This is a genomic window from Arsukibacterium tuosuense (assembly GCF_900215315.1).
GTDB lineage: Bacteria > Pseudomonadota > Gammaproteobacteria > Enterobacterales > Alteromonadaceae > Alishewanella > Alishewanella tuosuense.
In genome coordinates this window covers 50936-74295 of the sequence record NZ_OBEB01000002.1, presented here as the reverse complement: position 1 = coordinate 74295, position 23360 = coordinate 50936, and the positions used below count along the sequence as shown (strand labels likewise).

At 48.9% G+C, this 23360-nt stretch carries 21 protein-coding genes; 5 read left to right on the top strand and 16 right to left on the bottom strand.

Features of this window, described 5'->3' with window-relative positions:
- Nucleotide 1: 1 nt before the first annotated feature.
- The 4 genes from CRO03_RS04885 to CRO03_RS04870 all read left to right on the top strand — a co-directional run bounded on the left by CRO03_RS04885 (nucleotide 2) and on the right by CRO03_RS04870 (nucleotide 4975).
- On the top strand, nucleotides 2-2242 hold the full coding sequence (locus CRO03_RS04885; RefSeq protein ID WP_097110515.1) for an ATPase, T2SS/T4P/T4SS family: 2241 nt from the start codon (nucleotides 2-4) through the stop codon (nucleotides 2240-2242).
- Entirely contained in the window at nucleotides 2239-3327 is a 1089-nt protein-coding gene (locus tag CRO03_RS04880; RefSeq protein WP_097110514.1) for an ATP-binding protein, read from the top strand. The genes CRO03_RS04885 and CRO03_RS04880 overlap by 4 nt, the downstream gene beginning before the upstream one ends.
- 15 nt (nucleotides 3328-3342) lie before the next feature.
- Nucleotides 3343-3684 (top strand): hypothetical protein, encoded by a 342-nt coding sequence (locus CRO03_RS04875; RefSeq protein ID WP_097110513.1) that lies wholly within the window; start codon nucleotides 3343-3345, stop codon nucleotides 3682-3684.
- 151 nt (nucleotides 3685-3835) lie between these two features.
- Nucleotides 3836-4975: a dicarboxylate/amino acid:cation symporter gene (locus tag CRO03_RS04870; RefSeq protein WP_097110512.1), complete on the top strand. Its 1140-nt coding sequence runs from the start codon at nucleotides 3836-3838 to the stop codon at nucleotides 4973-4975.
- A 194-nt stretch (nucleotides 4976-5169) separates the two neighbouring features.
- Here the strand turns inward: CRO03_RS04870 and glmU are convergent, their stop codons facing one another.
- From glmU to mioC, 16 genes are all read right to left on the bottom strand, one after another.
- Nucleotides 5170-6546 carry a bifunctional UDP-N-acetylglucosamine diphosphorylase/glucosamine-1-phosphate N-acetyltransferase GlmU gene (gene glmU / locus CRO03_RS04865; protein WP_097110511.1) on the bottom strand — a complete coding sequence of 459 codons (1377 nt, stop codon included), beginning with the start codon at nucleotides 6544-6546 and terminating at the stop codon, nucleotides 5170-5172.
- A 159-nt stretch (nucleotides 6547-6705) separates the two neighbouring features.
- Complete coding sequence (locus CRO03_RS04860) at nucleotides 6706-8646, bottom strand: alpha/beta hydrolase family protein (RefSeq protein ID WP_097110510.1); 1941 nt, start codon at nucleotides 8644-8646, stop codon at nucleotides 6706-6708.
- A gap of 206 nt (nucleotides 8647-8852) precedes the next feature.
- The gene (locus CRO03_RS04855) at nucleotides 8853-9269 is read right to left on the bottom strand and encodes a F0F1 ATP synthase subunit epsilon (protein ID WP_019676211.1); all 417 of its coding nucleotides are present in this window, start codon (nucleotides 9267-9269) and stop codon (nucleotides 8853-8855) included.
- A 24-nt stretch (nucleotides 9270-9293) separates the two neighbouring features.
- Nucleotides 9294-10679: a F0F1 ATP synthase subunit beta gene (atpD, locus tag CRO03_RS04850; RefSeq protein WP_097110509.1), complete on the bottom strand. Its 1386-nt coding sequence runs from the start codon at nucleotides 10677-10679 to the stop codon at nucleotides 9294-9296.
- A 33-nt stretch (nucleotides 10680-10712) separates the two neighbouring features.
- Entirely contained in the window at nucleotides 10713-11576 is an 864-nt protein-coding gene (atpG, locus tag CRO03_RS04845; protein WP_019676213.1) for a F0F1 ATP synthase subunit gamma, read from the bottom strand.
- Between the two features lie 54 nt (nucleotides 11577-11630).
- Nucleotides 11631-13172: a F0F1 ATP synthase subunit alpha gene (atpA, locus tag CRO03_RS04840; RefSeq protein WP_097110508.1), complete on the bottom strand. Its 1542-nt coding sequence runs from the start codon at nucleotides 13170-13172 to the stop codon at nucleotides 11631-11633.
- Nucleotides 13173-13186: 14 nt separating this feature from the next.
- Nucleotides 13187-13720, bottom strand: coding sequence for a F0F1 ATP synthase subunit delta (gene atpH / locus CRO03_RS04835; RefSeq protein WP_019676215.1), 534 nt, complete (start codon nucleotides 13718-13720; stop codon nucleotides 13187-13189).
- Between the two features lie 12 nt (nucleotides 13721-13732).
- On the bottom strand, nucleotides 13733-14203 hold the full coding sequence (gene atpF, locus CRO03_RS04830; protein ID WP_019676216.1) for a F0F1 ATP synthase subunit B: 471 nt from the start codon (nucleotides 14201-14203) through the stop codon (nucleotides 13733-13735).
- A gap of 45 nt (nucleotides 14204-14248) precedes the next feature.
- On the bottom strand, nucleotides 14249-14482 hold the full coding sequence (gene atpE, locus CRO03_RS04825) for a F0F1 ATP synthase subunit C (protein WP_062483651.1): 234 nt from the start codon (nucleotides 14480-14482) through the stop codon (nucleotides 14249-14251).
- Nucleotides 14483-14530: 48 nt separating this feature from the next.
- Nucleotides 14531-15391: a F0F1 ATP synthase subunit A gene (gene atpB, locus CRO03_RS04820; protein WP_097110507.1), complete on the bottom strand. Its 861-nt coding sequence runs from the start codon at nucleotides 15389-15391 to the stop codon at nucleotides 14531-14533.
- 16 nt (nucleotides 15392-15407) lie between these two features.
- On the bottom strand, nucleotides 15408-15788 hold the full coding sequence (locus CRO03_RS04815) for an ATP synthase subunit I (RefSeq protein ID WP_245861479.1): 381 nt from the start codon (nucleotides 15786-15788) through the stop codon (nucleotides 15408-15410).
- Nucleotides 15789-15916: 128 nt separating this feature from the next.
- Entirely contained in the window at nucleotides 15917-16795 is an 879-nt protein-coding gene (locus tag CRO03_RS04810) for a ParB/RepB/Spo0J family partition protein (RefSeq protein ID WP_097110505.1), read from the bottom strand.
- A gap of 29 nt (nucleotides 16796-16824) precedes the next feature.
- The gene (locus CRO03_RS04805; protein ID WP_097110504.1) at nucleotides 16825-17619 is read right to left on the bottom strand and encodes a ParA family protein; all 795 of its coding nucleotides are present in this window, start codon (nucleotides 17617-17619) and stop codon (nucleotides 16825-16827) included.
- An 18-nt stretch (nucleotides 17620-17637) separates the two neighbouring features.
- Entirely contained in the window at nucleotides 17638-18255 is a 618-nt protein-coding gene (gene rsmG / locus CRO03_RS04800; protein WP_097110879.1) for a 16S rRNA (guanine(527)-N(7))-methyltransferase RsmG, read from the bottom strand.
- A gap of 30 nt (nucleotides 18256-18285) precedes the next feature.
- Nucleotides 18286-20175, bottom strand: a complete 1890-nt coding sequence (mnmG, locus tag CRO03_RS04795) for a tRNA uridine-5-carboxymethylaminomethyl(34) synthesis enzyme MnmG (protein WP_097110503.1) — start codon at nucleotides 20173-20175, stop codon at nucleotides 18286-18288.
- A 585-nt stretch (nucleotides 20176-20760) separates the two neighbouring features.
- Nucleotides 20761-21207, bottom strand: a complete 447-nt coding sequence (mioC, locus tag CRO03_RS04790; RefSeq protein WP_097110502.1) for an FMN-binding protein MioC — start codon at nucleotides 21205-21207, stop codon at nucleotides 20761-20763.
- A 162-nt stretch (nucleotides 21208-21369) separates the two neighbouring features.
- Here mioC and CRO03_RS04785 point away from each other — a divergent pair, with 162 nt between their 5' ends.
- Nucleotides 21370-23169: a DEAD/DEAH box helicase gene (locus CRO03_RS04785; protein WP_170948948.1), complete on the top strand. Its 1800-nt coding sequence runs from the start codon at nucleotides 21370-21372 to the stop codon at nucleotides 23167-23169.
- Nucleotides 23170-23360: the final 191 nt, after the last annotated feature.

The window sequence follows — 23360 nt, the reverse complement described above, 5'->3', positions numbered from 1 at the left end:
TATGACGAGTGCAAACAGTAGCGTCGCAGAACCAATCCCGCGGCATCTTTTTGTCAGCACAGCGCAAAATGTTGAACTGGTTTCTGGTCACAGCATGCCAACTCAGGCTGCTGTACAACGTATAATACAGTTATTACCGCAGATTGAACCGCAGCACAATGTGATACACATCGGCGCAGGTAGCGGGTACCTTAGCGCTGTGTTGTCGGGGTTAGCCGCAAAAGTATATGCGGTAGAGCGCGATGCCAGCTTAATCAGTGACGCCCGTCAGCGCTTTGCCACTTTAGGTATTCAGAATATTCAATTGGTGCTGGCCGACGCTAACGACAGCATCGCGGTAAGTGAGCCTTGCCAGCTTATTCTGGCTACCTGCCTGTTGTCACACTATGAACAACTGGTGCCTTTGCTGACTGAAAACGGTTTGCTGGTGGTGATCGAAGATGAAAAAGACCATGTTTCAAATTTCGTGCTGTATCAGAGGCAGCAAGCAACATTAGTCCGCCAGAGTAAACTCGGCTGGATTGATTTCAGCCGCCGCCTGGCCGATATGGTGATAGACCTTGGCTATGCCGATGATGCGATGCTGGCTGAAGCCAGGCAGGAGGCAAAACGAAACAACGAGCTATTTGCGCACGCGCTTGACCGAAAAATTCAACAGCATAGTAAAGGCCTATACAAAGCGATGGCAGCAGAGCGACAACTGTCATTTATCGATTTTGACAGCCTGATCAAGCAAGTTGACAGCAGCTTATTTAACCACTTTTCGCATACTTTTCTTGAGCGCAGCAGGGCATTGCCCGTTACCTTAAAAGACAACCGGATGACAGTAGTGACTGATAATCCGGATGCGGATTTAGCCGAACTGGCGGTGATGAATGGCAACGGCAAAATCCACTGTGCCCTGGTAACCCCCGAGGATTTCCGTCGGCTGTGGACCCAGCTGGAAGTAAGTGCCAGGGCCCAGCAAAAATCCGCCCTTGCCAGTAAAGCTCATCCTGAAAATACTGCTGCTGACGCTCTGCCCAACCCGGTAAATCCTTATCTGGTGTCGCTGTACGAAGCATTGTTGCTGGAAGCCGTAAGCGAGCACGCCAGTGATATTCACCTTGAGTGCTATCAGGATATGCCCCGGGTAAGGCTGAGAATTGACGGTGACTTGCATGACCTAAGCCATTTTCAGATCAGTATGTCAGAGTTGGCAGGACTGATTAATGTGATCAAAATTCGCTCAGAGCTGGACATTGCAGAGCGACGTTTGCCACAAGGCGGCCGCAGCCAGGTAAAACAAGGCAAGCATTGGTATGACTTACGGGTGCAAACGCAACCGTCCCTGCATGCAGAACATGTGGTTATCCGCTTGCTGAAACATACCGGCCGGGCCATGACGATGCAAGACCTGGGCATGTCACCACGGGTAGCCAGCATGTACCAACGCTTACTGAATAATCCGGCAGGGCTGGTGTTAGTAGTAGGCCCAACCGGCTCCGGCAAATCCACTACGCTATATGCTGGCCTGCAAGAGCTGGCAGATGATGGCAAACGCAAGGTCATTACCGTTGAAGACCCGATAGAGTACTCGATAGACAAAGTACAGCAAACCCGGGTACGCGCTGATATTGGCTTTGACTTCCCCGATGCGGTGCGCGCTTTTGTCCGGCAAGACCCCGACGTGATACTGGTGGGTGAAATCCGTGACCACCCCACCGCACTGGAAGCGGCCAGAGCCTCTCAAACCGGCCACCTGGTATTATCCACTTTGCACTGCAATGATGCGGTTGATGCGATTCAACGCCTCAGGGACCTAAATATTCATCCCAACTCTATCGCCAGTGAATTACTGGCAGTTATCGCCCAGCGCTTAGCCAAGCGCATTTGTCCGGATTGCCGGGCAGCCGCCGAGCCAGACCAGACAATCCTGGCCGAATTATTCCCTGATGGTGTACCCGGCAATTTCCGCTGCTTTGCAGGCGCAGGCTGCAGCCGCTGCCACGGCAGAGGCACTGTTGGTCGTATTGCCGTGGTCGAGTTTTTGCTGATGAATGCGGACATTCGTAATGCTATTTCCAGAGAAAACACCGCCAGCGAGTTGCGCTGGCAAGCGCTGGACGCCGGCATGATCACCATGCGCGACAGCGCGCTGAACCTGGTAATCGACGGCATTATTCCGCTACACGAGTTACCAAAAGTTCTGCTGCAGGAGCGAATGGCTCCCGAGCACCGAGGGGGAGTTCAGCAGTTATGATGACAACAGCTGATACCCAGAAAAAGCCGGCTGAGCAACACTATGCGGCCGAGTTGCAACGGCTGCAGCGGACAGATAGCGCTCCGGTGCCGCCCGGTTGGTTTATGTCGGCGGTGGCGGTTGAAAAATTTATCAGCGGCGATGCCGAACTGTCAATTGAGCGCAAATTTGTTGCTGAACCCGGCGTAGTCACCCGGATTATTCTGGCGTTATGCACTCAGCGAGGCGCGCTGTTAACCGGCGAGCCCGGCACGGCAAAGTCATGGCTATCCGAGCTGCTCGGCGCCGCAATCAGTGCCGACTCTACTCAGATTATCCAGGGTGGCGCGGTCAGTAACATAAATCAGCTGCTTTACAGCTGGAACCCGCAACTGCTGCAACAAAGTGGACCTTGCATTGAGGCGCTGGTGACGACCCCCTTATACCGCGCTATGCGGGATGGCAAAATACTTCGTTTTGAAGAAATATCCCGCTGCCCGCAACCTCTGCAAGACGCCATTTTGTCCATCTTATCGGAGCGAATGCTGGTAGTACCGGAGTTACCTGCCGCAGAAAGTACCCTATATGCCAAAGCGGGCTTTAATATTATTGCCAGCGCTAACAGTGTGGACGAAGGCTTGCAGCGGATGAGTGCCGCTTTAAAACGCCGCCTGAGTTTTGAGCATATTAAACCAATCCGCCATGTCGACGACGAAATGGATGTGATTTTCTGGGAAACCAGCAAACTGATGGCGGCCAATAATATAAACATCACCGCAGATGCTGAGCTGATTCAGGTACTGGCGACTATTTTTCATGAATTACGCAATGGCCAGACTCTGGATGGCCGCAGTACCGATCGGCTGGCCGGGGCCACGATGTCTACCGCCGAAGCGGTTAGTGTGGCTCATGCCATTTATACCCATGCCTACTATTATCAGCAGGCCCAGCCCGATGCCCAACTGCTGTTGCATGTATTACTGGGCTCCGCGCTGAAAGATCATCCGCAGGACAGACGCAGATTAAAACATTATGTGGAAACCGAGTTTGCGGAGCGTAAAGGTAAGTTCTGGCAGGCGTTATACCAGTACCGATCATTAATATAGCAAGAGGGACATATTATGTTGCAAAGTGGTGACCTTTTACTGGTCTGTTATCGCAGATTATTCAGCAACGACGAAAACCGTTTTTTCCTGGGCGCGGTAGATGACTATCAGGCCGGCATTGTCAAAATTACCGGTCACAGTTTTTTGCGTGACAGTGTAACCGGCAAGATGGCAGAAAAGTCTGATCTCGCTACCAAAATTCTGTCAATCAGCTCAGGTTCGCTTATCGTCTATCAATTACCACCCACCCTGGTGCTGGCTGATCTGCGCTTTGAGCAAAAGATGATGCGACTTATATTGCTTGACGATCAGGGGTTTTCGCTTGACCTGACCGAGAAACTGCACCGGCAAAACTGACAAGCGAAATTGGTGTAGTGCCATGATTTTCTCCACTTAAAACACAGCTGACCAGCAAAGCGCAGTCAGCTGTGACAACTTATGCTATGCTCAGCCGCGACAATCCGGGCTTTTACTACATATAACAAGAACTTTAATTAACGAGAAGATTATGGCGCTAATTTTAAAACTGATTGCCGGTATAGTACTGGGCATGCTGCTTGGCCTGTATGCTCCGCATTGGCTGACCCAAATTCTGATTACTTTTAAAGCACTGTTTGGCCAACTGCTGTTTTTTACCATCCCCTTGCTGATCCTGTTCTTTATTACCAGTGGTATTGCTGCTTTGCCGCAAAAATCCGGTAAATTACTGGGTCGCACCCTGGGAATTGCCTACCTGTCGACTATTTTGGCTGGTACCCTGGCGTTCTTAGTGGCGGCGATAGTAGTACCGATGCTGGCACCTGCTGCTGCAGCAACGTCAACCGGCGTAGTGGCTGACTTAACGCCTTATATTGAAATGAATATTCCGCCGGCATTTGGCATTATGACGGCACTCGCGCTGGCCTTTATTTTTGGTCTAGGCATTGCCGCCACCCAGGCGCAGCAATTAAAACAGTTGTCAGATCAGGGCCGCGATATTATCCAGCTGCTGCTGTTAAAAGTGATTATTCCACTATTACCGTTTTATATTGCCGGGGTATTTGCTCAATTGGCAGCAGCCGGTACCGTGTTCGACACCCTGCAAACCTTTGGGATAGTGCTTATACTGGCTCTGGTGCTGCACTGGCTGTGGATCATTATTCTGTACAGCATAGCCGGTATTAAAGCAGGTAAATCACCACTCTTGCTGATTAAAAACATGCTGCCAGCCTATTTCACCGCCTTAGGCACCATGTCGAGTGCGGCAACCATTCCGGTATCACTGCAGGCCACCAAAGCTAATGGCGTTAAACCTAATATTGCCGATTTTACCGTGCCGCTATGCGCTACTACTCACTTAGCCGGCTCAACTATTACTATTGTTAGTTGCGCCGTAGCTGTAATGGTGATGCAAAATGGTCTGGAAATTCCGTCACTGCTTACTATGCTGCCGTTTATTTTAACCTTAGGCGTAGTGATGCTGGCTGCCCCGGGCGTGCCGGGTGGTGCGGTAATGTCAGCCGTTGGCCTGCTGGGCTCCATGCTTGGCTTTGGCGAAGCGGCAGTAGCCATGATGATAGCGCTGTATATGGCGCAGGACAGCTTTGGTACCGCCTGTAATGTGACCGGTGATGGTGCAATTGCCGTACTGGTGGATAAAGCGGACTAAGCGGTATTTGAACGCGTAGGTTGGAATCCCGATTTGGGCGTCACAGAGTGTCTGAGCCCGGCCGCAGGCGTTAGCGGGAGTTGCAACCGAAGCTACCCGCAGCCTGACGCAGCTATATCAGCCATGCAGTTATGCTAATAAAACAGCCCGCATTTGCGGGCTGTTTTATTTGTGCTTTGTCAGTTCTGAAATAATTACTTTTTAATCTTCACCGGCCGCTGCCAGCCTGCAATATGCCGTGGCTTGGCCCGGGCAACCACTAACTCGCCATCAGCCGCATCACGGGTTAGCACACTACCCGCACCGACAGTGGCATTTACGCCCACCGTTACCGGCGCCACCAGCGAACTGTTCGAACCGATAAAGGCACCATCTTTAATGGTGGTAACAAACTTATTGGCACCATCGTAGTTACAGGTAATGGTACCGGCACCGACGTTAACTTTGCTGCCAATCACTGCATCTCCCAAATAGGTTAGGTGGTTGGCTTTTGAACCTTGACCCAGCGTGGTTTTTTTCATTTCCACAAAGTTACCGACATGGCTGTCGTCCAGCATTACCGAATCAGGCCGCAGGCGGGCATAAGGGCCGACTGAGCAGTCGCTGCCAACCGTGGCTTTTTCAATCATTGAGTTAGGTTTAATTTCAGTGTTATCGCCAATGGTGCAGTCTTTTAAAATACAGTTGGCGCCAATGGTCACGCCTTTGCCCAGCACCACCTTGCCTTCAAAAATAACGTTGATGTCGATCAGCACGTCATTGCCAACATCAACCGTGCCACGCACATCAAGCCGGGCAGGGTCTCGCAAATTAGCACCGGCCAGCATCAACTCAGTAGCTTTGCGTTGCTGATAAGCCCGCTCCAGCGCAGCTAGTTGCACCCGGTTATTGGCCCCTTCCACTTCCATCGCATCTTGCGGTTGCGCCGTGGCAATCTCAACACCTTCGCTATGCGCCATGGCAATCACATCAGTTAAGTAATATTCACCCTGAGCATTGCTGTTAGACAGCTTGCCCAGCCAGCTTTTCAGCTGCTTACCTGGCAGTGCCATAATGCCGCTGTTCACTTCGTTAATTAGCAACTGTTCTGGCGTCGCATCTTTTTGCTCAACAATACCAACGACGTTACCGCTATTATTTTCACCAGCGCGCATAATCCGGCCATAACCGGTCGGGTTTGCTAAATTTACCGTTAAAATCGCCAGGCCGTCAGCCGGTTTTGCCGCTAACAGTTGTTGTAAGGTTTCCAGCCGGGTCAGAGGCACATCGCCGTAAAGCACCAGTACAGTTTCATCATCAGCAATGTTAGGCACAGCCTGGGCCACGGCGTGGCCGGTACCCAGTTGCTCGGCTTGTAATACCCAGTGCAATGGTTGATCGGCCATGGCGGCTTGCAGCGCATCAGCACCATAGCCATATACCAGCTGCGGTTTTTCCGCGCCGAGCGCCCGGGCGGTATCAATAACATGTTGCACCATTGGCCGTTCAGCCACCTTGTGCAGTACCTTGGGTAGATCTGATTTCATCCGTGTGCCTTTGCCGGCCGCCAGAATTACTACATTTAATGCCATAACATAAATCCCTGTAATCTCGTATCGTCTATAGTGCGCGTATTCAAATAGACACTTATTCTAATAGATATCAACGCAGATTACAGGGCTGGGGTGAAGTTTTGCTGAATGAAATGCGCCAGCCGAAGATGGCGCTTTGATGTTAAAGCTCAACTGATGTTAGTTTTTTTCAGTTTCACCAATATATTTGTCGAAAAAAGCCAGCATTTTCTGCCAACGCTCAACGTTGTTTTCCGGTTTGTAAAAGCCATGGCCTTCTTTATCTTTTACCAGCCACTCATAAGGATGGTTGCGCTTCTCCAGCTCTTCCCGTAGTCGGTTGGCGTGGATAATTGGTACCCGACGGTCTTCTTCACCATGAATAATAAACACAGGCGCTTTTAACTTATCCAGATGCTTAATCGGAGACTGGGCATCAAGCTGCACCTGATCGCGGCCAATGGCCATTTCCAGATAGTTAATGCCGCTTTGCCGTTCCTGAATATCACCATCGGTGTACATCAGGTTTAAATCAAATACCCCGACAAAACCAACGGCACACTTGTACAAGTCAGGCTCGCGCACGGCACTCATTAACGCAGCATAACCACCGTAAGAGCCGCCATAAGCGCATACCCGGTTCTTATCAACTATACCTTGCTCTACCAGATGCATAACACCATCGGTCATATCATTAATCATTGTCGTGCCCCAGTTCTGGTAACCTGCCTGCAGGAAACTGCGGCCAAAGCCACCTGAACCGCGGAAATTTGGCTGCAATACGGCATAACCATGCTGAGCCAATACTTTGGCATCCGTGTCAATTTCCAAAACATCACGCGGACCATGTGGGCCACCATGCGGCAACATTATCAGCGGCAGGTTCTCCGCTTTTTTATCCCGCGGTAAGGTTAAAATGGCATGAATATCTAAACCGTCACGGCTTTTATAAATAACGGCTTTAGTTTCAGCCAGTAATTCCGGCTTCATCCAGGGCCTGCCATTCAGCAAAAAGCTTAGTTGATTGTTTTTAGTATCAAACAGGTAGAATTCGGGCGGATGATTGGCAGAGCGCGTGGTCAGTACCAATATACTGTTGTCGCGGGTTGCTGAATTGATTGCGATTTTTTTACCCGGAAAAGCCGCTTTCAGGCTTTGTAAATAACCGCTAAAGGTTTTATCTTTAATATCCGCAAAAAAGACATCTTCGTGAAGATCATATTCGTAAGACGCACCAATCACCTCTTTCAGATAACCATCTTCTATACTGAATTGTGGTGCAACGTCCACTTTCGGATGATGTGCCAGTAGCTCTTCTTTGCCGGTTTCCGGGTCCATAATGCTGATTGCTTTGGTATCGGTCTGGGTGTCACTTAAACCAACCACCCGTTTATTATCCGGTAAAAAAGCGATTGGCGTAAAACTGCCATCACGCTGACCATAGCGGCGCAGCGTTTGCCAGTCCGACTTTTCGTCTTTGCGGTACATCAGTACCATTTCGTTATCATTTTCCTGATCTTCGCCTACTGCCATCCGGGCAATACCGTCATTATCGGTAATCATGCCAGATGAGCGCATCGGCGCACGGGCGATTTGCCGGGCGCGGCCATTTTCAATATTTAGTCGCTTTACCAGACTAAAAGAACCTCTACGACTGGGCGTGCTGGTAACAATAAGCACAAACTTATCTTCCTCTGGTAAGTAGTTTATTACCTGAGCGGGCGTTTTTTCATTGTCAGCACGATAGCCGGTTAACATTCTGGCATTAGAGCCATCGGCGTCTACAGCAAAAATCTCACCGGTTGCGACCGGCTGCTCCAGCGCACCGATATCCCGCACCAACGTCAACAGCAACCGCTCACTGTTGGCCCAGTCGATAGAACCAATAGAGTCACGACCGGTAAAATGCCGCACACTGATAATTTTATTCGATTTGATATCAATAACATTCAGATAAATATTGCCTTCATCGCTGCGGCTGGTCGCCGCCAGATATTTACCAGTAGGCGAAATTTCAATTTCCAGAAACTGTGACTGCCTTGCGTAATCTTCCAAGGTCAGTTCTGCTGCCTGAACACCGGCGCAGGCGACGAGCAGCCAACCTAACAGTATTGCTCTCATTTGATACTACCTCTTTAACCAGACACGGCTTTGGTACTCGCCCAATACCAGGGCTGGTTCTGACTTATTTAGCAGCTTTAACATTACCGTTTTCGTTTAACATACACAACTTTTCAGCGTTCCAGCCAACCTCAGGCGACTTATCAGGCTTTTCTTTGTTGCAATAAAAAAGCCACCCGCAGGTGGCTTTTCTGACAAACGTAACCTTACTTTTTGCGCAGTTTCTGAATAACCCGCAGCTGAGCAATGGCCTCGGCCAGTTGCGCTGCTGCTTCAGCGTAATTGAAATCTGCACCGGCGTGTTGCATCGCTTCAGTTGCCCGTTTCTGGGCATCTAATGCCGCCTGCTCATCCAAGTCTTCGCCGCGTACCGCAACATCAGCTAACACGGTAATGCTGTCGGGTTGTACTTCAAGTACGCCACCGGCTACATAAATTACGTGCTCTTCACCGAACTGCTTCACGATACGGACCATGCCAGGTTTCAGAGGAGTCAGTAACGGGGCGTGAAAAGGTAAAATACCTAACTCGCCCTCACTGCCTGTGACCTGCACGGACTCGACAAGGCCAGAGAAAATTTTCTCTTCAGCACTTACTACATCCAGTTGCACTGTCATCGCCATTTCGCTCTCCTAAAGCCTGGTTGCTTAAAGCTTCTTCGCTTTTTCGATCGCTTCGTCGATAGAGCCTACCATGTAAAAAGCCTGCTCTGGCAAGTGATCATACTCACCGTCCAGAATGCCTTTAAAACCACGGATAGTTTCTTTCAGCGGCACATATTTACCTGGCGAGCCGGTGAATACTTCAGCAACGAAGAATGGCTGAGACAGGAACCGCTGAATTTTCCGCGCACGGTAAACTAAGGTCCGGTCTTCATCAGACAGCTCGTCCATACCTAAGATGGCGATGATGTCTTTCAGTTCTTTGTAACGCTGCAGTACCGTTTGTACGCCACGGGCCACATCGTAATGTTCCTTACCGATAACCAATGGATCTAACTGACGAGAAGTAGAATCCAGTGGGTCGATTGCCGGGTAAATACCCAGAGACGCAATGTTCCGGCTCAGTACTACGGTTGCATCTAAGTGCGAGAAAGTAGTGGCTGGTGACGGATCCGTTAAGTCATCCGCTGGTACATAAACGGCCTGAATCGACGTGATAGAACCGGTCTTGGTCGACGTAATACGCTCTTGTAACGCACCCATCTCTTCTGCCAGCGTTGGCTGGTAACCTACTGCTGATGGCATCCGGCCTAACAAGGCTGATACTTCAGTACCGGCCAGGGTATAACGGTAGATGTTGTCCACGAAAAACAGTACGTCACGGCCTTCTTCCCGGAACTTCTCAGCCATGGTTAAGCCGGTTAACGCGACGCGTAAACGGTTACCTGGTGGCTCGTTCATCTGACCATACACTAACGATACTTTATCCAGTACGTTAGAGTCTTTCATCTCGTGATAGAAGTCGTTACCTTCCCGGGTCCGCTCACCTACACCGGCGAATACTGAGTAGCCGCTGTGCTCGATAGCGATGTTCCGGATTAATTCCATCATGTTTACGGTTTTACCTACACCGGCGCCACCGAACAGACCTACTTTACCGCCTTTGGCGAACGGGCAAACTAAGTCGATAACTTTAATACCGGTTTCCAGCAGGGCGTTTGATGCGGCTTGCTCTTCGTATGAAGGCGCAGCGCGGTGGATTGACCAGCGCTCTTCTTCACCGATAGGGCCCGCTTCGTCAATCGGGTTACCTAAAACGTCCATAATACGACCTAAAGTCGCTTTACCGACAGGTACCTGAATGGCTTTGCCTGAATTTCCAACCAGGGTACCACGACGTAAACCGTCAGTGGTGCCCATTGCGATAGTACGAACTGTACCGCCACCCAGCTGTTGCTGTACTTCCAGCACTAACCCAGCCAGATCACCGTCAGTCACGTTTAACGCGTCATAGATGCTAGGTACCGCTTCTTGTGGAAAATCGATATCCACAACGGCGCCAATGATTTGGACGACCTTACCTTGACTCATGATGTTTCCTCAAATTTCTCAAAACTGTTCACCTTAGCCTACAGCTGCCGCACCTGCGACAATTTCGCTGAGCTCCTGGGTAATAGCGGCCTGACGTGCTTTGTTGTACACCAACTTCAGGTCGTCCATTAAATTACCGGCGTTGTCGGTAGCGGCTTTCATTGCCACCATTCGCGCTGCATGTTCACTGGCAGCGTTTTCAACAACACCCTGGTAAACCTGTGACTCGATGTAGCGGTCCAGCAACATATCTAATATAGGTTGCGGGTCCGGCTCGTACAGGTAATCCCATTTATGCTCTTTTGGCGAAACTTCTGTTTGCGGCAAAGGTAAGAGTTGATCGATCACTGGCTCTTGCTTCATGGTATTTACAAAAGTGTTATATACCAGGAATAAGCGGTCAATCCGGCCATCCAGGTATGCCTGCAGCATAACCTTGACCGAACCAATCACATCAGCCAAACGTGGTACGTCACCTGAACCCGTTTGTTGTGCTACAACTTTACCGCCGAAACGCTTAAAGAACGCGGTGGCTTTGTTACCGATAACGGCAAACTCAGCTTCCACGTTCTGGCTTTTCCAGCTTTTCATTTCCAGCACAACTTTCTTAAACTCGTTGGTATTCAGGCCACCGCAAAGACCGCGATCGGTTGAAATAATAATGTAGCCCACCCGTTTAACGTCACGCTCCGATAAATACGGGTGACGGTATTCGATGTTGCCCTGAGCAATATTACCGATTACTTTGCGCATACCTTCAGCGTATGGGCGGGTTGCAGCTACGCGCTCCTGCGCTTTGCGCATTTTGCTGACCGCAACTTTTTCCATAGCACTGGTGATCTTGCGAGTATTGTTAATACTCCCGATCTTACTTTTTATCTCTTTACCACCGGCCATGACTGTATCTCCGTTTCATTCAACGAACGGGGTGGCTGTTGCCACCCGCGTAATTTACCAAGTCTGAGTTGCTTTAAACTTCTCAATTGCCGCTTTCAGCGACGACTCGATTTGATCGTTGTAGTTACCGGTTTTCGCGATATCAGCCATCAGCTCGGCATATTCGGCTTTCATAAAGCTGATTAAAGCAGTTTCAAAATCCAGGATTTTGGCTACTTCAACATCTTTCAGAAAACCTTTTTCGATAGCGAAAATTGACACACCCATTTCACCAACGCTCATCGGGCTGTACTGCAGCTGTTTCATCAGCTCAGTTACCTTCTGACCGTGCTCTAACTGGGCGCGGGTTGCTTCATCCAGGTCAGACGCGAACTGAGCGAATGCCGCCAGTTCTGAGTACTGGGCTAATGCCAGACGAATACCACCACCTAATTTTTTGATGATCTTGGTTTGCGCTGCACCACCTACCCGCGATACCGAAATACCGGCGTTAACCGCAGGGCGGATACCGGCATTAAATAAATCAGACTCTAGGAAAATCTGACCATCAGTAATCGAGATTACGTTAGTAGGGACGAACGCTGAAACGTCACCAGCCTGGGTTTCAATAATTGGCAGGGCGGTCAATGAACCGGTCTGGCCTTTTACTTCACCATTGGTTAAGCGCTCAACATAGTCGGCATTAACCCGTGATGCCCGCTCCAGCAGACGTGAGTGAAGATAAAATACGTCACCCGGGTAAGCTTCACGACCTGGCGGACGGCGTAACAGCAACGAGATCTGACGATAAGCAACAGCTTGCTTAGACAAATCATCGTATACAATCAGTGCGTCTTCACCGCGGTCACGGAAATATTCACCCATGGTGCAGCCAGAGTAAGGCGCCAGGAATTGCAGCGCAGCGGCTTCAGAAGCAGAAGCGACTACCACGATAGTATTTGCCAGGGCACCGTGTTCTTCCAGTTTGCGTACTACGTTAGCAATGGTAGAAGCTTTCTGACCGATAGCGACATAGATACACTTAACACCAGTATTTTTCTGGTTGATAATGGCATCAATTGCCAGGGCGGTTTTACCAGTCTGACGGTCACCGATTAACAATTCACGCTGGCCACGACCGATAGGGATCATCGCATCAACTGACTTATAACCGGTTTGCATCGGCTGGTCGACTGACTGACGGTCGATTACGCCCGGGGCGATTTTTTCTACCGGGGCATAACCCGCAGCTTCAATCGGGCCTTTACCATCGATAGGTGCACCTAAGGTATTTACTACCCGGCCTAACAGCTGTGGACCAACCGGTACTTCTAAGATACGGCCGGTGCTTTTTACTTTGGTACCTTCGGTTAAGTCCGCATACGGACCCATTACCACGGCACCAACAGAATTGCGCTCTAAGTTAAGCGCGATAGCATAACGATTGCCAGGAAGCTCGATCATCTCACCTTGCATACAATCAGCAAGGCCATTAATCCGGATAATACCGTCAGTTACCTGGACGATAGTACCTTCGTTACGAGCTTCACTGACCACTTCAAACTGAGCAATTCGACTCTTGATCAGTTCTGAAATTTCAGTGGAATTCAGTTGCATACTCTATTCCCCAATTACGACTGCAGCGCAGTTGCTAAACGATCCAGCTTACCGCGGACCGAGCCATCAATAACCATGTCACCTGCCTTGATCAGCATGCCGCCGACCATGTCAGGATTGACGCTACAGTTCAATTTAACTTTGCGTGCCAAACGTTGCGATAATGCAGCTATCAGCTTGTCTTGTTGAGCTTTATCAAGGGCAGTGGCGGAAGTAACCTCGACGGTTATTTCTTTCTCATATGCCGCTTTATGTTCAACAAAGGCAACTAATACTTCAGGCAACGCCAACAAGCGGTGATTTTCTGCCAGCACTTTAATAAAGTTCTGACCCTGCTCGTTGAGTTGCTCACCACAAACCTGAAGAAACAGGTCGGCTTGCTTTTCAGCAACACCAGAAGTACGCAACAATGCTGCAACCTGGTCGTTTTCTGCTACTTGCGCAGCAAAAGCCAGCATTTGCAGCCAGGCATCCAACGCTTTTTGCTCAACAGCAAAATCGAAGGCCGCCTTGGCGTACGGACGAGCAATATTCGTCAAATCAGACATAGCTCATCCCCATTACAGTTCTTGTACCAGTTTTTCCAGAATGTCGCTGTGAGCAGCTTCGTCGATAGAACGTTGCAGAATTCTCTCTGCACCGGCTACCGCTAAGGCAGCTACCTGCTTGCGTAAATCTTCGCGTAAACGATTCCGTTCCGCTTCAACTTCGGCTTTGGTCTGCGCCAGGATATTATCCCGCTCAGCGTTCGCTTTCTGGGCCGCTTCTTCAATCATCTTCGCTTCGCGTTTTCTTGCTTGCTCGATAATTTCAGCAGCTTGTGCTTTAGCATCTTTTAACTGATCTTTGGCTTTGTCCTGGGCTAACGCCAGGTCTTTTTCTGCCCGATCAGAAGCTGCTAAACCGTCAGCAATTTTTTGTTGGCGCGTTTCGATGGCATTCATCAGCGGCGGCCATACAAACTTCATACAAAAAAGTACGAAGACGGTAAAAGCGATTAATTCACCTAACAGAGTGGCGTTTAAGTTCACGTCCGCTCCTCCTTATTTAGTTGTTCGACGATTAAAAACCTTCAATTACATTGCGAACAACATGTACATAGCGATACCTACGCCGATCATAGCTACGGCATCGATAAGACCAGCAAGGATGAACATTTTAACTTGCAGTGAAGGGGCCAGTTCAGGCTGACGGGCACAAGCTTCTAAGAACTTACCACCCATGTTACCGAAACCCAGTGCAGTACCGATAGCACCAAAACCGATTAACAACGCTACAGCGATTAATTTAATAGCTACTGCAATTTCCATTTTTATCTCCGATATTTCTATAGTTAAAGTTAAAGTTAAAGTAAAAAATTAATGGTTATCTGAACTGGCCATACTTAAGTACACAATGGTCAGCATCATAAACACGAACGCCTGTAAGACAATTACCAGAATGTGGAACACAGCCCAGACAAAGTGCAACGGCAGTTGCGCCAGACCAATGGCACCAATCAGGATAAAGATCATCTCCCCGGCATACAGGTTACCGAATAACCGCAGCGCCAATGAGAATGGCTTAGCCACCAGCGCAATCAGTTCAAGTAATAAGTTGAACGGGATCAGCACAATTTGCAGTGGGATATTTTTGGTACTGAATGGGTGTAAGGTCAGCTCTTTAATAAAGCCAAGCACACCTTTAATCCGGATTGAATAACCAATCATCAGCAAAAATACGCCAACAGCCAGTGCTGCAGTCATATTGATATCTGTGGTAGGTACAATTTTCATATAGACATCATGCGAGTCCATACCAAATGCGGTTTCACCGACAAAACCAGCGAACGCAGGCAGGAAATCAACCGGCACTAAATCCATCAGGTTCATTAAAAACACCCAGACAAAAATAGTTAATGCCAGTGGTGCGATTAATTTGCTTTTACCGTGGTAGGTGTCTTTGACGTTGGCCGCAACAAACTCGACCACCATTTCAACAAAGCACTGTAACTTGCCGGGTACACCAACAGTGGATTTTTTCGCCACATTGTGGAATATCCACAAGAATAATATGCCAAGGCCAATAGACCACGCTAAGGTATCGACATGCCATGTCCAGAACCCGGCCTCACTGCACGCTTTGTTAAACGCGATACTGCCATCGACAGTACACATTTTTGCGTTAGTAAGGTGGTGCTGAATATGGCTAGACAGTGTTAACTCTTCACCTGCAGCCATGTTTCATCCCAATAGTTTAATGTTTAAAGAAAAACGGTGCTGTCCACTGTGTCAGTAAGGTGATCAGGAAACCAGTAATAAACGCCTCTGGTACTAAATGCTCCTGTTGTAACACTACTGCACACAATATAACAGTTAACAATATTTTTAAGCTGTGGCCGCGCATTAGCGCCGCCGCTATTCTTTGTGCCTGTTCTGCGCCGCTGTAACGAAACGCAAAAAAGGCGAATACAAAATTTGGTACCGCCGCTGCCAAACCGCCTTTAAATGCCGATTTGGCAGCCGCACTGTCAGTCAGCAAAAAAAACGCCAGTGCAATACAACCGGCGACGATAACCTGAGCCAACACTGCAAAATATGCGGATTTCCTGGCCTGGGCTGCGATATTTTCTGCCACTGAACCCCTCGTTGTAATAGCCCGTGCAGGGGTAGAAAAAACTTGCGAAAGTATACTTATTTGCCCCTGATTTGCAACAAAAAGCGGTTTTAGCGGCTGCTTGTCCTTATCATAGCGAAATAAAATACTTAATCTTCCCCGGTTATTTGCATTTTGGCTAAAATACCGTCGAGTTCGGCCAGGCTGCTGTAATTAATAACCAGATTACCTTTACCTTTTTTGTTGTACATAATTTGCACTGGTGCGGCAAAGCGCTCACTTAACCGCTGCTCGAGCGCGTCGACATCCGGATCTCTGGCTTTTGCAGCTGCCGGGGCCTTTGGCTCCAGAATGCGCCGCACCAGGCTTTCCGTTTCCCTTACAGTAAGCTGCTTATGCGCAACCAGACGGGCGGTTTCAGACTGGCTGTCATCAACCAGCGCCAGCAGAGCCCGGGCATGGCCCATTTCTATATCACCATGTTCCAGCAACACTTTAACATCGTCGTTCAAAGCATTTAAGCGCAGTAAATTGGTTACGGTAGCGCGGGATTTACCGACAGCATCTGCCACTTGCTGATGGGTTAGTTCAAATTCGGTTAATAAACGGTCCAGGGCAACAGCTTCTTCCATTGCATTCAGATCTTCGCGCTGAATGTTTTCAATTAACGCTATTGCTACCGCTGCCTCGTCGGGCACATTTTTAATCAGACAAGGTACTTCAGCCAGCCGGGCCAGCTGCGCTGCCCGCCAACGCCGTTCACCGGCAATAATTTCATAACTGTTGTCGCTGACAGCCCGCACCACGATTGGCTGAATGACCCCCTGGGCCCGGATAGAACTGGCCAGATCTTCCAACGCATCCTGCGACATATCTTTGCGTGGCTGATATTTACCTGGGCGTAAAAACTCGACCGGCAGTTTCTGCAGCTCTGCAGAATGCTGGTTAGCGTGATTTTGCTCCGTCGTTTTATTTGACGTCAGTAAAGCATCTAAGCCCCGGCCTAAACCGCGTTTTTTCACCGCCATGCGCAAAAATATCCTTTAACTTATCGTGGTTATACTGAGGTCGCTTTGCCACTGGTTTTTTTTTCAGAACGCCGCAGAATTTCACCGGCTAATGCCAGATATGCTTTAGCACCAGTTGAGTTTTTGTCGTAATACATCACCGGCGTACCAAAACTGGGTGCCTCTGCCAGCCTGACATTACGGGGGATCACAGCCCGGTAGACCTTATCACCGAAATGTTGTTTTAATTGTTCTGACACATCATTAGCTAACCTGTTACGCGGGTCGTACATGGTTCGCAGAATACCCTCAATTTTCAGATCAGCATTAACCACCGCTGCCAGCTTATTAATGGTATCGACCAGTGCAGTCAGGCCTTCGAGCGCAAAATATTCACACTGCATCGGTACCAGCACGGTATCGGCAGCGGCCATGGCATTCACGGTTAACATGTTGAGGGAAGGTGGGCAGTCGATAAAAATAAAGTCATAACTGCTGCGGTAGTCTTTTAACGCTGTGCGTAAGCGAAGTTCACGGGCAAATACATCCATCAGCCTGACTTCGGCGGCAGTGACGTCGGAATTAGCTGCAACCAGATGATAGCCACCGGACGTTTCTTTGACGACGACTTCAGCCAATGGTTTTTGTTCAATCAATAACTCGTAAGCGGTGGCGTGAACTTCATATTTATCTACACCACTACCCATAGTGGCATTACCTTGCGGATCGAGGTCTATTAACAGTACTTTGCGCTTGGTAGCCGCCATTGACGCTGCTAAATTAACAGCAGTAGTGGTTTTTCCTACCCCACCTTTCTGATTGGCAATGGCGATAATTTTACCCACAAGGCTCCCTCGTTATGGTTAGACGCTGGTAACAATAAGCAGGTGCCGGCTGGCATCCAGTTCTGGTACCTGCAATGGTATAACTGCGCTTACTTTAACAAAATCCGGCAAAGCTGCAATTTCTTCTTGCACTGCCGCACCTTTCATTGCGTAAAAACTGCCGGTTGCTGCTGGTAAATGACGGCACCATTGCAGCATATCACTGGCAGAGGCAAAGGCCCGGCTGATCACGCCATCATACAATTTTTCTGGCTGATGCAGTTCAACTCTGCCTTGTATAGGGTTGATATTGGCCAGGCCCAGTTGGATCTTAACCTGATTCAAAAAGCGGATGCGTTTGCCAAGGCTGTCGAGCAAGGTAAATTGTTTATTGGGATAATAAATGGCCAGTAACACTCCCGGTAATCCGGGACCGGTGCCAACATCAATAAAATGCTCACCTTGTAAATGCGGTGCGATCACCAGGCTATCCATAACGTGCTTAATCAACATTTCTGCCGGATCACGCACCGAAGTCAGGTTATAGGCACTGTTCCACTTGTGCAGTAACTGAACGTAGTCAATACATTGCTGTAGCTGGTTTTCGCTAAGTTGCAGACTGGTTTTAGCTACCAGCTGCCGCAGTTTTTCAAGCATTGAGTTTCCTACAGGCTGGGTTGTGCCCATTTAAGCTGATTTACGCAGTAAACCCTGCTTTTTCAGGTATACCAACAGCAGTGATATGGCCGCCGGTGTAATACCGGAAATCCGCGATGCCTGACCAACGGTCGCCGGTTGGCTTTGGTTTAGCTTCATAATTACCTCATTTGACAAGCCTTTGACCGCGGTGTAATCAAAAGTTTCGGGCAATTTTGTTGCTTCATTACGCTGTTGCTTGGCAATTTCATCTTGCTGGCGATTAATATACCCTTCGTATTTAATCTGAATTTCAACTTGCTCCGCCGCTATCGGATCGGCTAGAGCAGGGCCAAGCCCCTCAATTTGCATTAATTGTTGATAAGTCATTTCTGGCCTGCGCACCAGTTCTTCTAAACTGGCTTCGCGGTTTAATGGCGTTTTCAGTAATGGGTTAACTGCTGTTAAAGCATTGTGTTGCGGGTGGACCCAGCTTTGGCGCAAGCGTTGGCGCTCCAGCTCTATTTGTTCCATTTTTTCACTAAATGCCTGCCAGCGAATATCATCAACCAAACCCAGTTCACGGCCTTTAGCTGTTAAGCGGGCATCAGCGTTATCTTCACGCAGCAGTAAGCGGTATTCAGCCCGGCTGGTAAACATCCGGTAGGGCTCTTTGGTGCCCTGAGTGGTTAGATCATCAACTAATACACCTAAATAAGCCTGATCCCGACCAGGTGCCCAGGCTTCGCGCTCAGTAGCAAAAAGGGCAGCGTTTAACCCCGCGAGTAGACCCTGAGCGCCTGCTTCTTCGTACCCGGTAGTACCATTGATTTGACCGGCAAAAAATAATCCTTTGATAAACTTAGTTTGTAGCGAACTGGTGAGATCCCGCGGATCGAAAAAGTCATATTCAATCGCATAACCTGGCCTGGTTATATGGGCTTTTTCCATGCCTTTAATCGAGTGAACGATTGATAACTGGACATCAAAAGGCAAACTGGTGGAAATACCATTTGGATAGAGCTCATGGGTAGTTAAACCCTCTGGTTCGATAAAGATTTGATGTTTATCTTTATCGGCAAAACGCATAACTTTGTCTTCGATAGACGGGCAGTAGCGTGGACCAATGCCTTCTATTACACCAGTATACATCGGCGAGCGGTCCAGATTATCCCGGATAACCTGATGAGTATTCTCATTGGTGTAAGTAATATAACAAGGTATTTGCTGTGGTTGATCAGCATGTTTACCCAAAAATGAAAATACTGGTGTCGGATTATCACCAGGTTGAGCTTGCATCACTGAAAAATCAACAGTTCTGGCATCAATTCGTGGTGGGGTACCGGTTTTAAGCCGATCAACCCGGAATGGCAGTTCCCGCAAACGGCGTGCTAAAGCAATGGATGGAGGGTCGCCTGCCCTGCCACCAGAGAATTGCTCTAAACCGATATGGATCTGGCCACCGAGGAAAGTACCAACAGTCAGTACCACAGATTTAGCACGGAATTTCAGGCCCATTTGGGTAACAACACCCTGAACCTGTTCGTTTTCAACAATTAAATCGTCACAAGCTTGTTGGAATATTCGTAAATTAGGCTGGTTTTCCAGAATTTGCCGGATAGCTGCACGATACAGCTGGCGGTCAGCCTGGGCCCGGGTTGCCCTCACAGCTGGACCTTTTGAGCTATTCAGGGTACGAAACTGAATGCCGCCTTTGTCAGCTGCCATAGCCATAGCGCCACCAAGCGCATCAATTTCTTTAACAAGGTGGCCCTTACCGATACCGCCGATTGCCGGATTACAGGACATCTGACCCAAGGTTTCGACGTTGTGAGTCAGCAGTAAAGTCTGCAAACCCATGCGGGCAGCAGCTAAAGCAGCTTCGGTGCCAGCGTGGCCACCACCGACAACGATCACATCAAAAGTTTCTTGATACAACATATCTGCCTCAACTCTGGCATAAACGCCACTTGAAAATAGGGCGCGTATTGTAGCGCGATCCGATCACTTGTGAAACGTCTAAAGCGGATCAGGATCGGATTAATATATATAAGATCTATTTAAAGATCTTTTTATTATTACTACTACTAAGCAGCCTGTTTTCGGTGGATAAACGATTATTACAATATGGGATCAATAGCTTAAATAAGATCTGATCCTGTGATCAAGGTTGGATCAAGTCGGTTTGAACTGGTGGACAACTATGCTACTTATGCACAGGCGCTGCTGATATTTTTTTTATTAAGGGTATAAGTACAGGTTAGTAACCGGATAAAAGCTAAGTTATGCACATTATGAATTAATATGGTGAAACATTGTTGATAACATGGGGGTATCACAACTGCTAATCGTTGGGGTTTTCGCTTCAAAATCAGATTTTATCAATGCTTTATCAAGGTATTGTTAAGTCAGAGTCTGCTTTACGAGGTACAGTAGCGCCTGGTTGGTTTTATTGCTGAGGTCAACCGGGAGCAGTGATTTATTTATCTGTTCTTCCTGAGATACTTGTGTTTTGGCGAGTGATAATCACTCGCCTTTTTTTATCGTGTTAATCAATTCCGGCAGCCATACCAAAGCCTGATCTTCGGGTAAGTCTGCTATCAATACATCTATTTCCAGATTCGCTAACAATGGTTTTGCCCCGCGTTGTTGCAACAATTCGCTTAACGTTCTGCCTGCCTGGCAAAAAGTATCGTAGCTGGAATCACCTAAAGTGATCACGGCGAAAGAAAGTGTGGTAAGATCACGCCGATCTTGTGCTAATTGATCCGCAAAGGGTTGAATATTATCAGGCAGATCTCCTGCGCCATAGGTGGATGTGATCACTAACCAGACGTGAGTCGGGTTTAGCTGATCCAAATCGGGTTGAAGATGAAGCGTTGCTTCATATCCCGCTTGTACCAGTGTTTCAGCAACTTGTTCTGCCACATATTCCGCTGCGCCCATTTGGCTGCCAACGAGGATTTCTATCATGGTGATCCTCCAGGTGGTAAATGTTTGGCTATACTACTGGAATAAAATCGGGGAAAGCTATGTCTTTTGCCCGTTTTCGTGTTTTTACTGCATTGCAGGCCAGGTAAAAACAACAATAGCACTTACCAACAAGCCTGCGTGTGATTGAGGTTATAACAACGTATGTCTGAAACTTTGTCTTTTTCCCAGCTAATGCTGCCGGAACCGCTGGTACGCGCGGTCACTGAACTTGGTTACGAAACTCCCTCGCCCATCCAGGCGGCGGCAATTCCAAAACTATTAGCTGGTGAAGACGTGTTAGGCCAGGCGCAAACAGGTACCGGTAAAACCGGCGCGTTTGCTTTGCCTTTACTTGCGCGGCTTGACCCTGCGCAAAACGACCCACAAATTCTGGTGCTGGCACCTACCCGCGAACTGGCTATTCAGGTAGCTGAAGCCTTCCAGGCTTACGCACGCTATATGCCGGCATTTCATGTGCTGCCTTTATACGGCGGTCAGAGCTACACCAATCAGCTGAAATCGCTGAAGCGGGGTTCGCAGGTTATTGTCGGTACCCCTGGCCGTATTCTGGATCACCTGGACCGCGGTACCCTGAAGCTGGACAAGCTGCGGGCTATCGTGCTGGATGAAGCCGATGAAATGTTACGGATGGGGTTTATCGATGACGTGCAAACCATTATGGATGCTACACCTCCGGGTCGCCAGGTTGCCATGTTCTCCGCTACTATGCCAACTCAGATCCGGGCGATTGCCCAGAAGCATTTAAAAAATGCTGAAGAGATTAAAATCGCGTCAAAAACCAGTACGGTTGAACGGATCACGCAACGTTATGTGTTGCTCGATTCCAACCAGAAGCTGGACGCATTAACCCGTTTACTGGAAGGTGAAGAATACGACGCCAGCATCGTGTTTGTTCGTACCAAAAGTGCTACTGAAGAAATTGCCGAAAAACTGGGTGCCCGCGGATACGCTGTGGCCTGTTTAAATGGTGATATGAATCAGGCGCACCGAGAACAGACCATTCGCCGGATGAAAGCCAGCCAGCTGGATATTATTGTTGCAACGGACGTAGCCGCCCGTGGCTTGGATGTTGAACGGATTAGCTTAGTGGTTAACTACGATATTCCATACGATAGTGAAGCCTATGTGCATCGGATTGGCCGCACCGGTCGCGCGGGTCGTGAAGGCAAAGCAATATTATTTGTATCGCCACGCGAGCGTCGTTTGCTGCGTACTATTGAGCATGCAACCAAGCAGCCGATTGAGCAAATGTCATTGCCTACTGGCCAGGTGATTGAGCAACGTCGGATTGAATCGTTCCGGGCGCAACTGGCCCAGACCATCGAAACCCAGAATCTGAGTTTCTTCCAGGAGTTGGTAACCGATTGGCGCGAGAAGCTGGAAACAACGGATGTTGACATGGCTGCTGCGTTATTATTTCTGGCGCAGAAAGATCAGCCGTTAAATGTGGCCAAGCAATTTCCTGAATTACGTCAGCCACACGCCCGCGGTGAGCGGGAAGATCGGCCGCGGCGCGATCGCCCTGAACGTTCAGGTGACCGCCCGGAGCGTTCAGGCGAGCGGCCAGAACGAGGACCTCGGGTTCGTCGGGAAATGAAAGGTGATTACAACAATTACCGGATTGAAGTAGGTAAAGAGCACGGCGTACGCGCCGGTGATATCGTTGGTGCAATCGCCAACGAAGCGAATATCGACAGTCAGTTTATTGGTAACATTAAATTGTTTGATCACTTTAGTACCGTTGAATTACCCGCCAATATTCCGGCTGAAATTTTTCAGCACCTGAAAAAAGTGTATGTGCGTAAGCAAAAGCTGAATATCAGTATTGATACCGGCAGTACCGGCGGCAATAGCAGCCCGAACAGTGGTGGTGAACGGCGCAGCGGTCCAGGTCCGCGTCCGGGTGCTGCCCCACGGGCCCCGCGTAAACCAAGAGATTAAACCGGTTTAATCTGGCTAAATATCAGGCCCCGCTTTTGCGGGGCTTTTTTTTGGCGACAGAACGCCCGATAAACGTGCTGAACACTGCTTGTTTGCCAGCCTGAACTTCCTTAATGTAGTCCGCTTGTTGTAAGCACTGATAATAATAAGAGAGCACCTGATTATGCCTGCTGTTTCGCCCCGACCTTTGT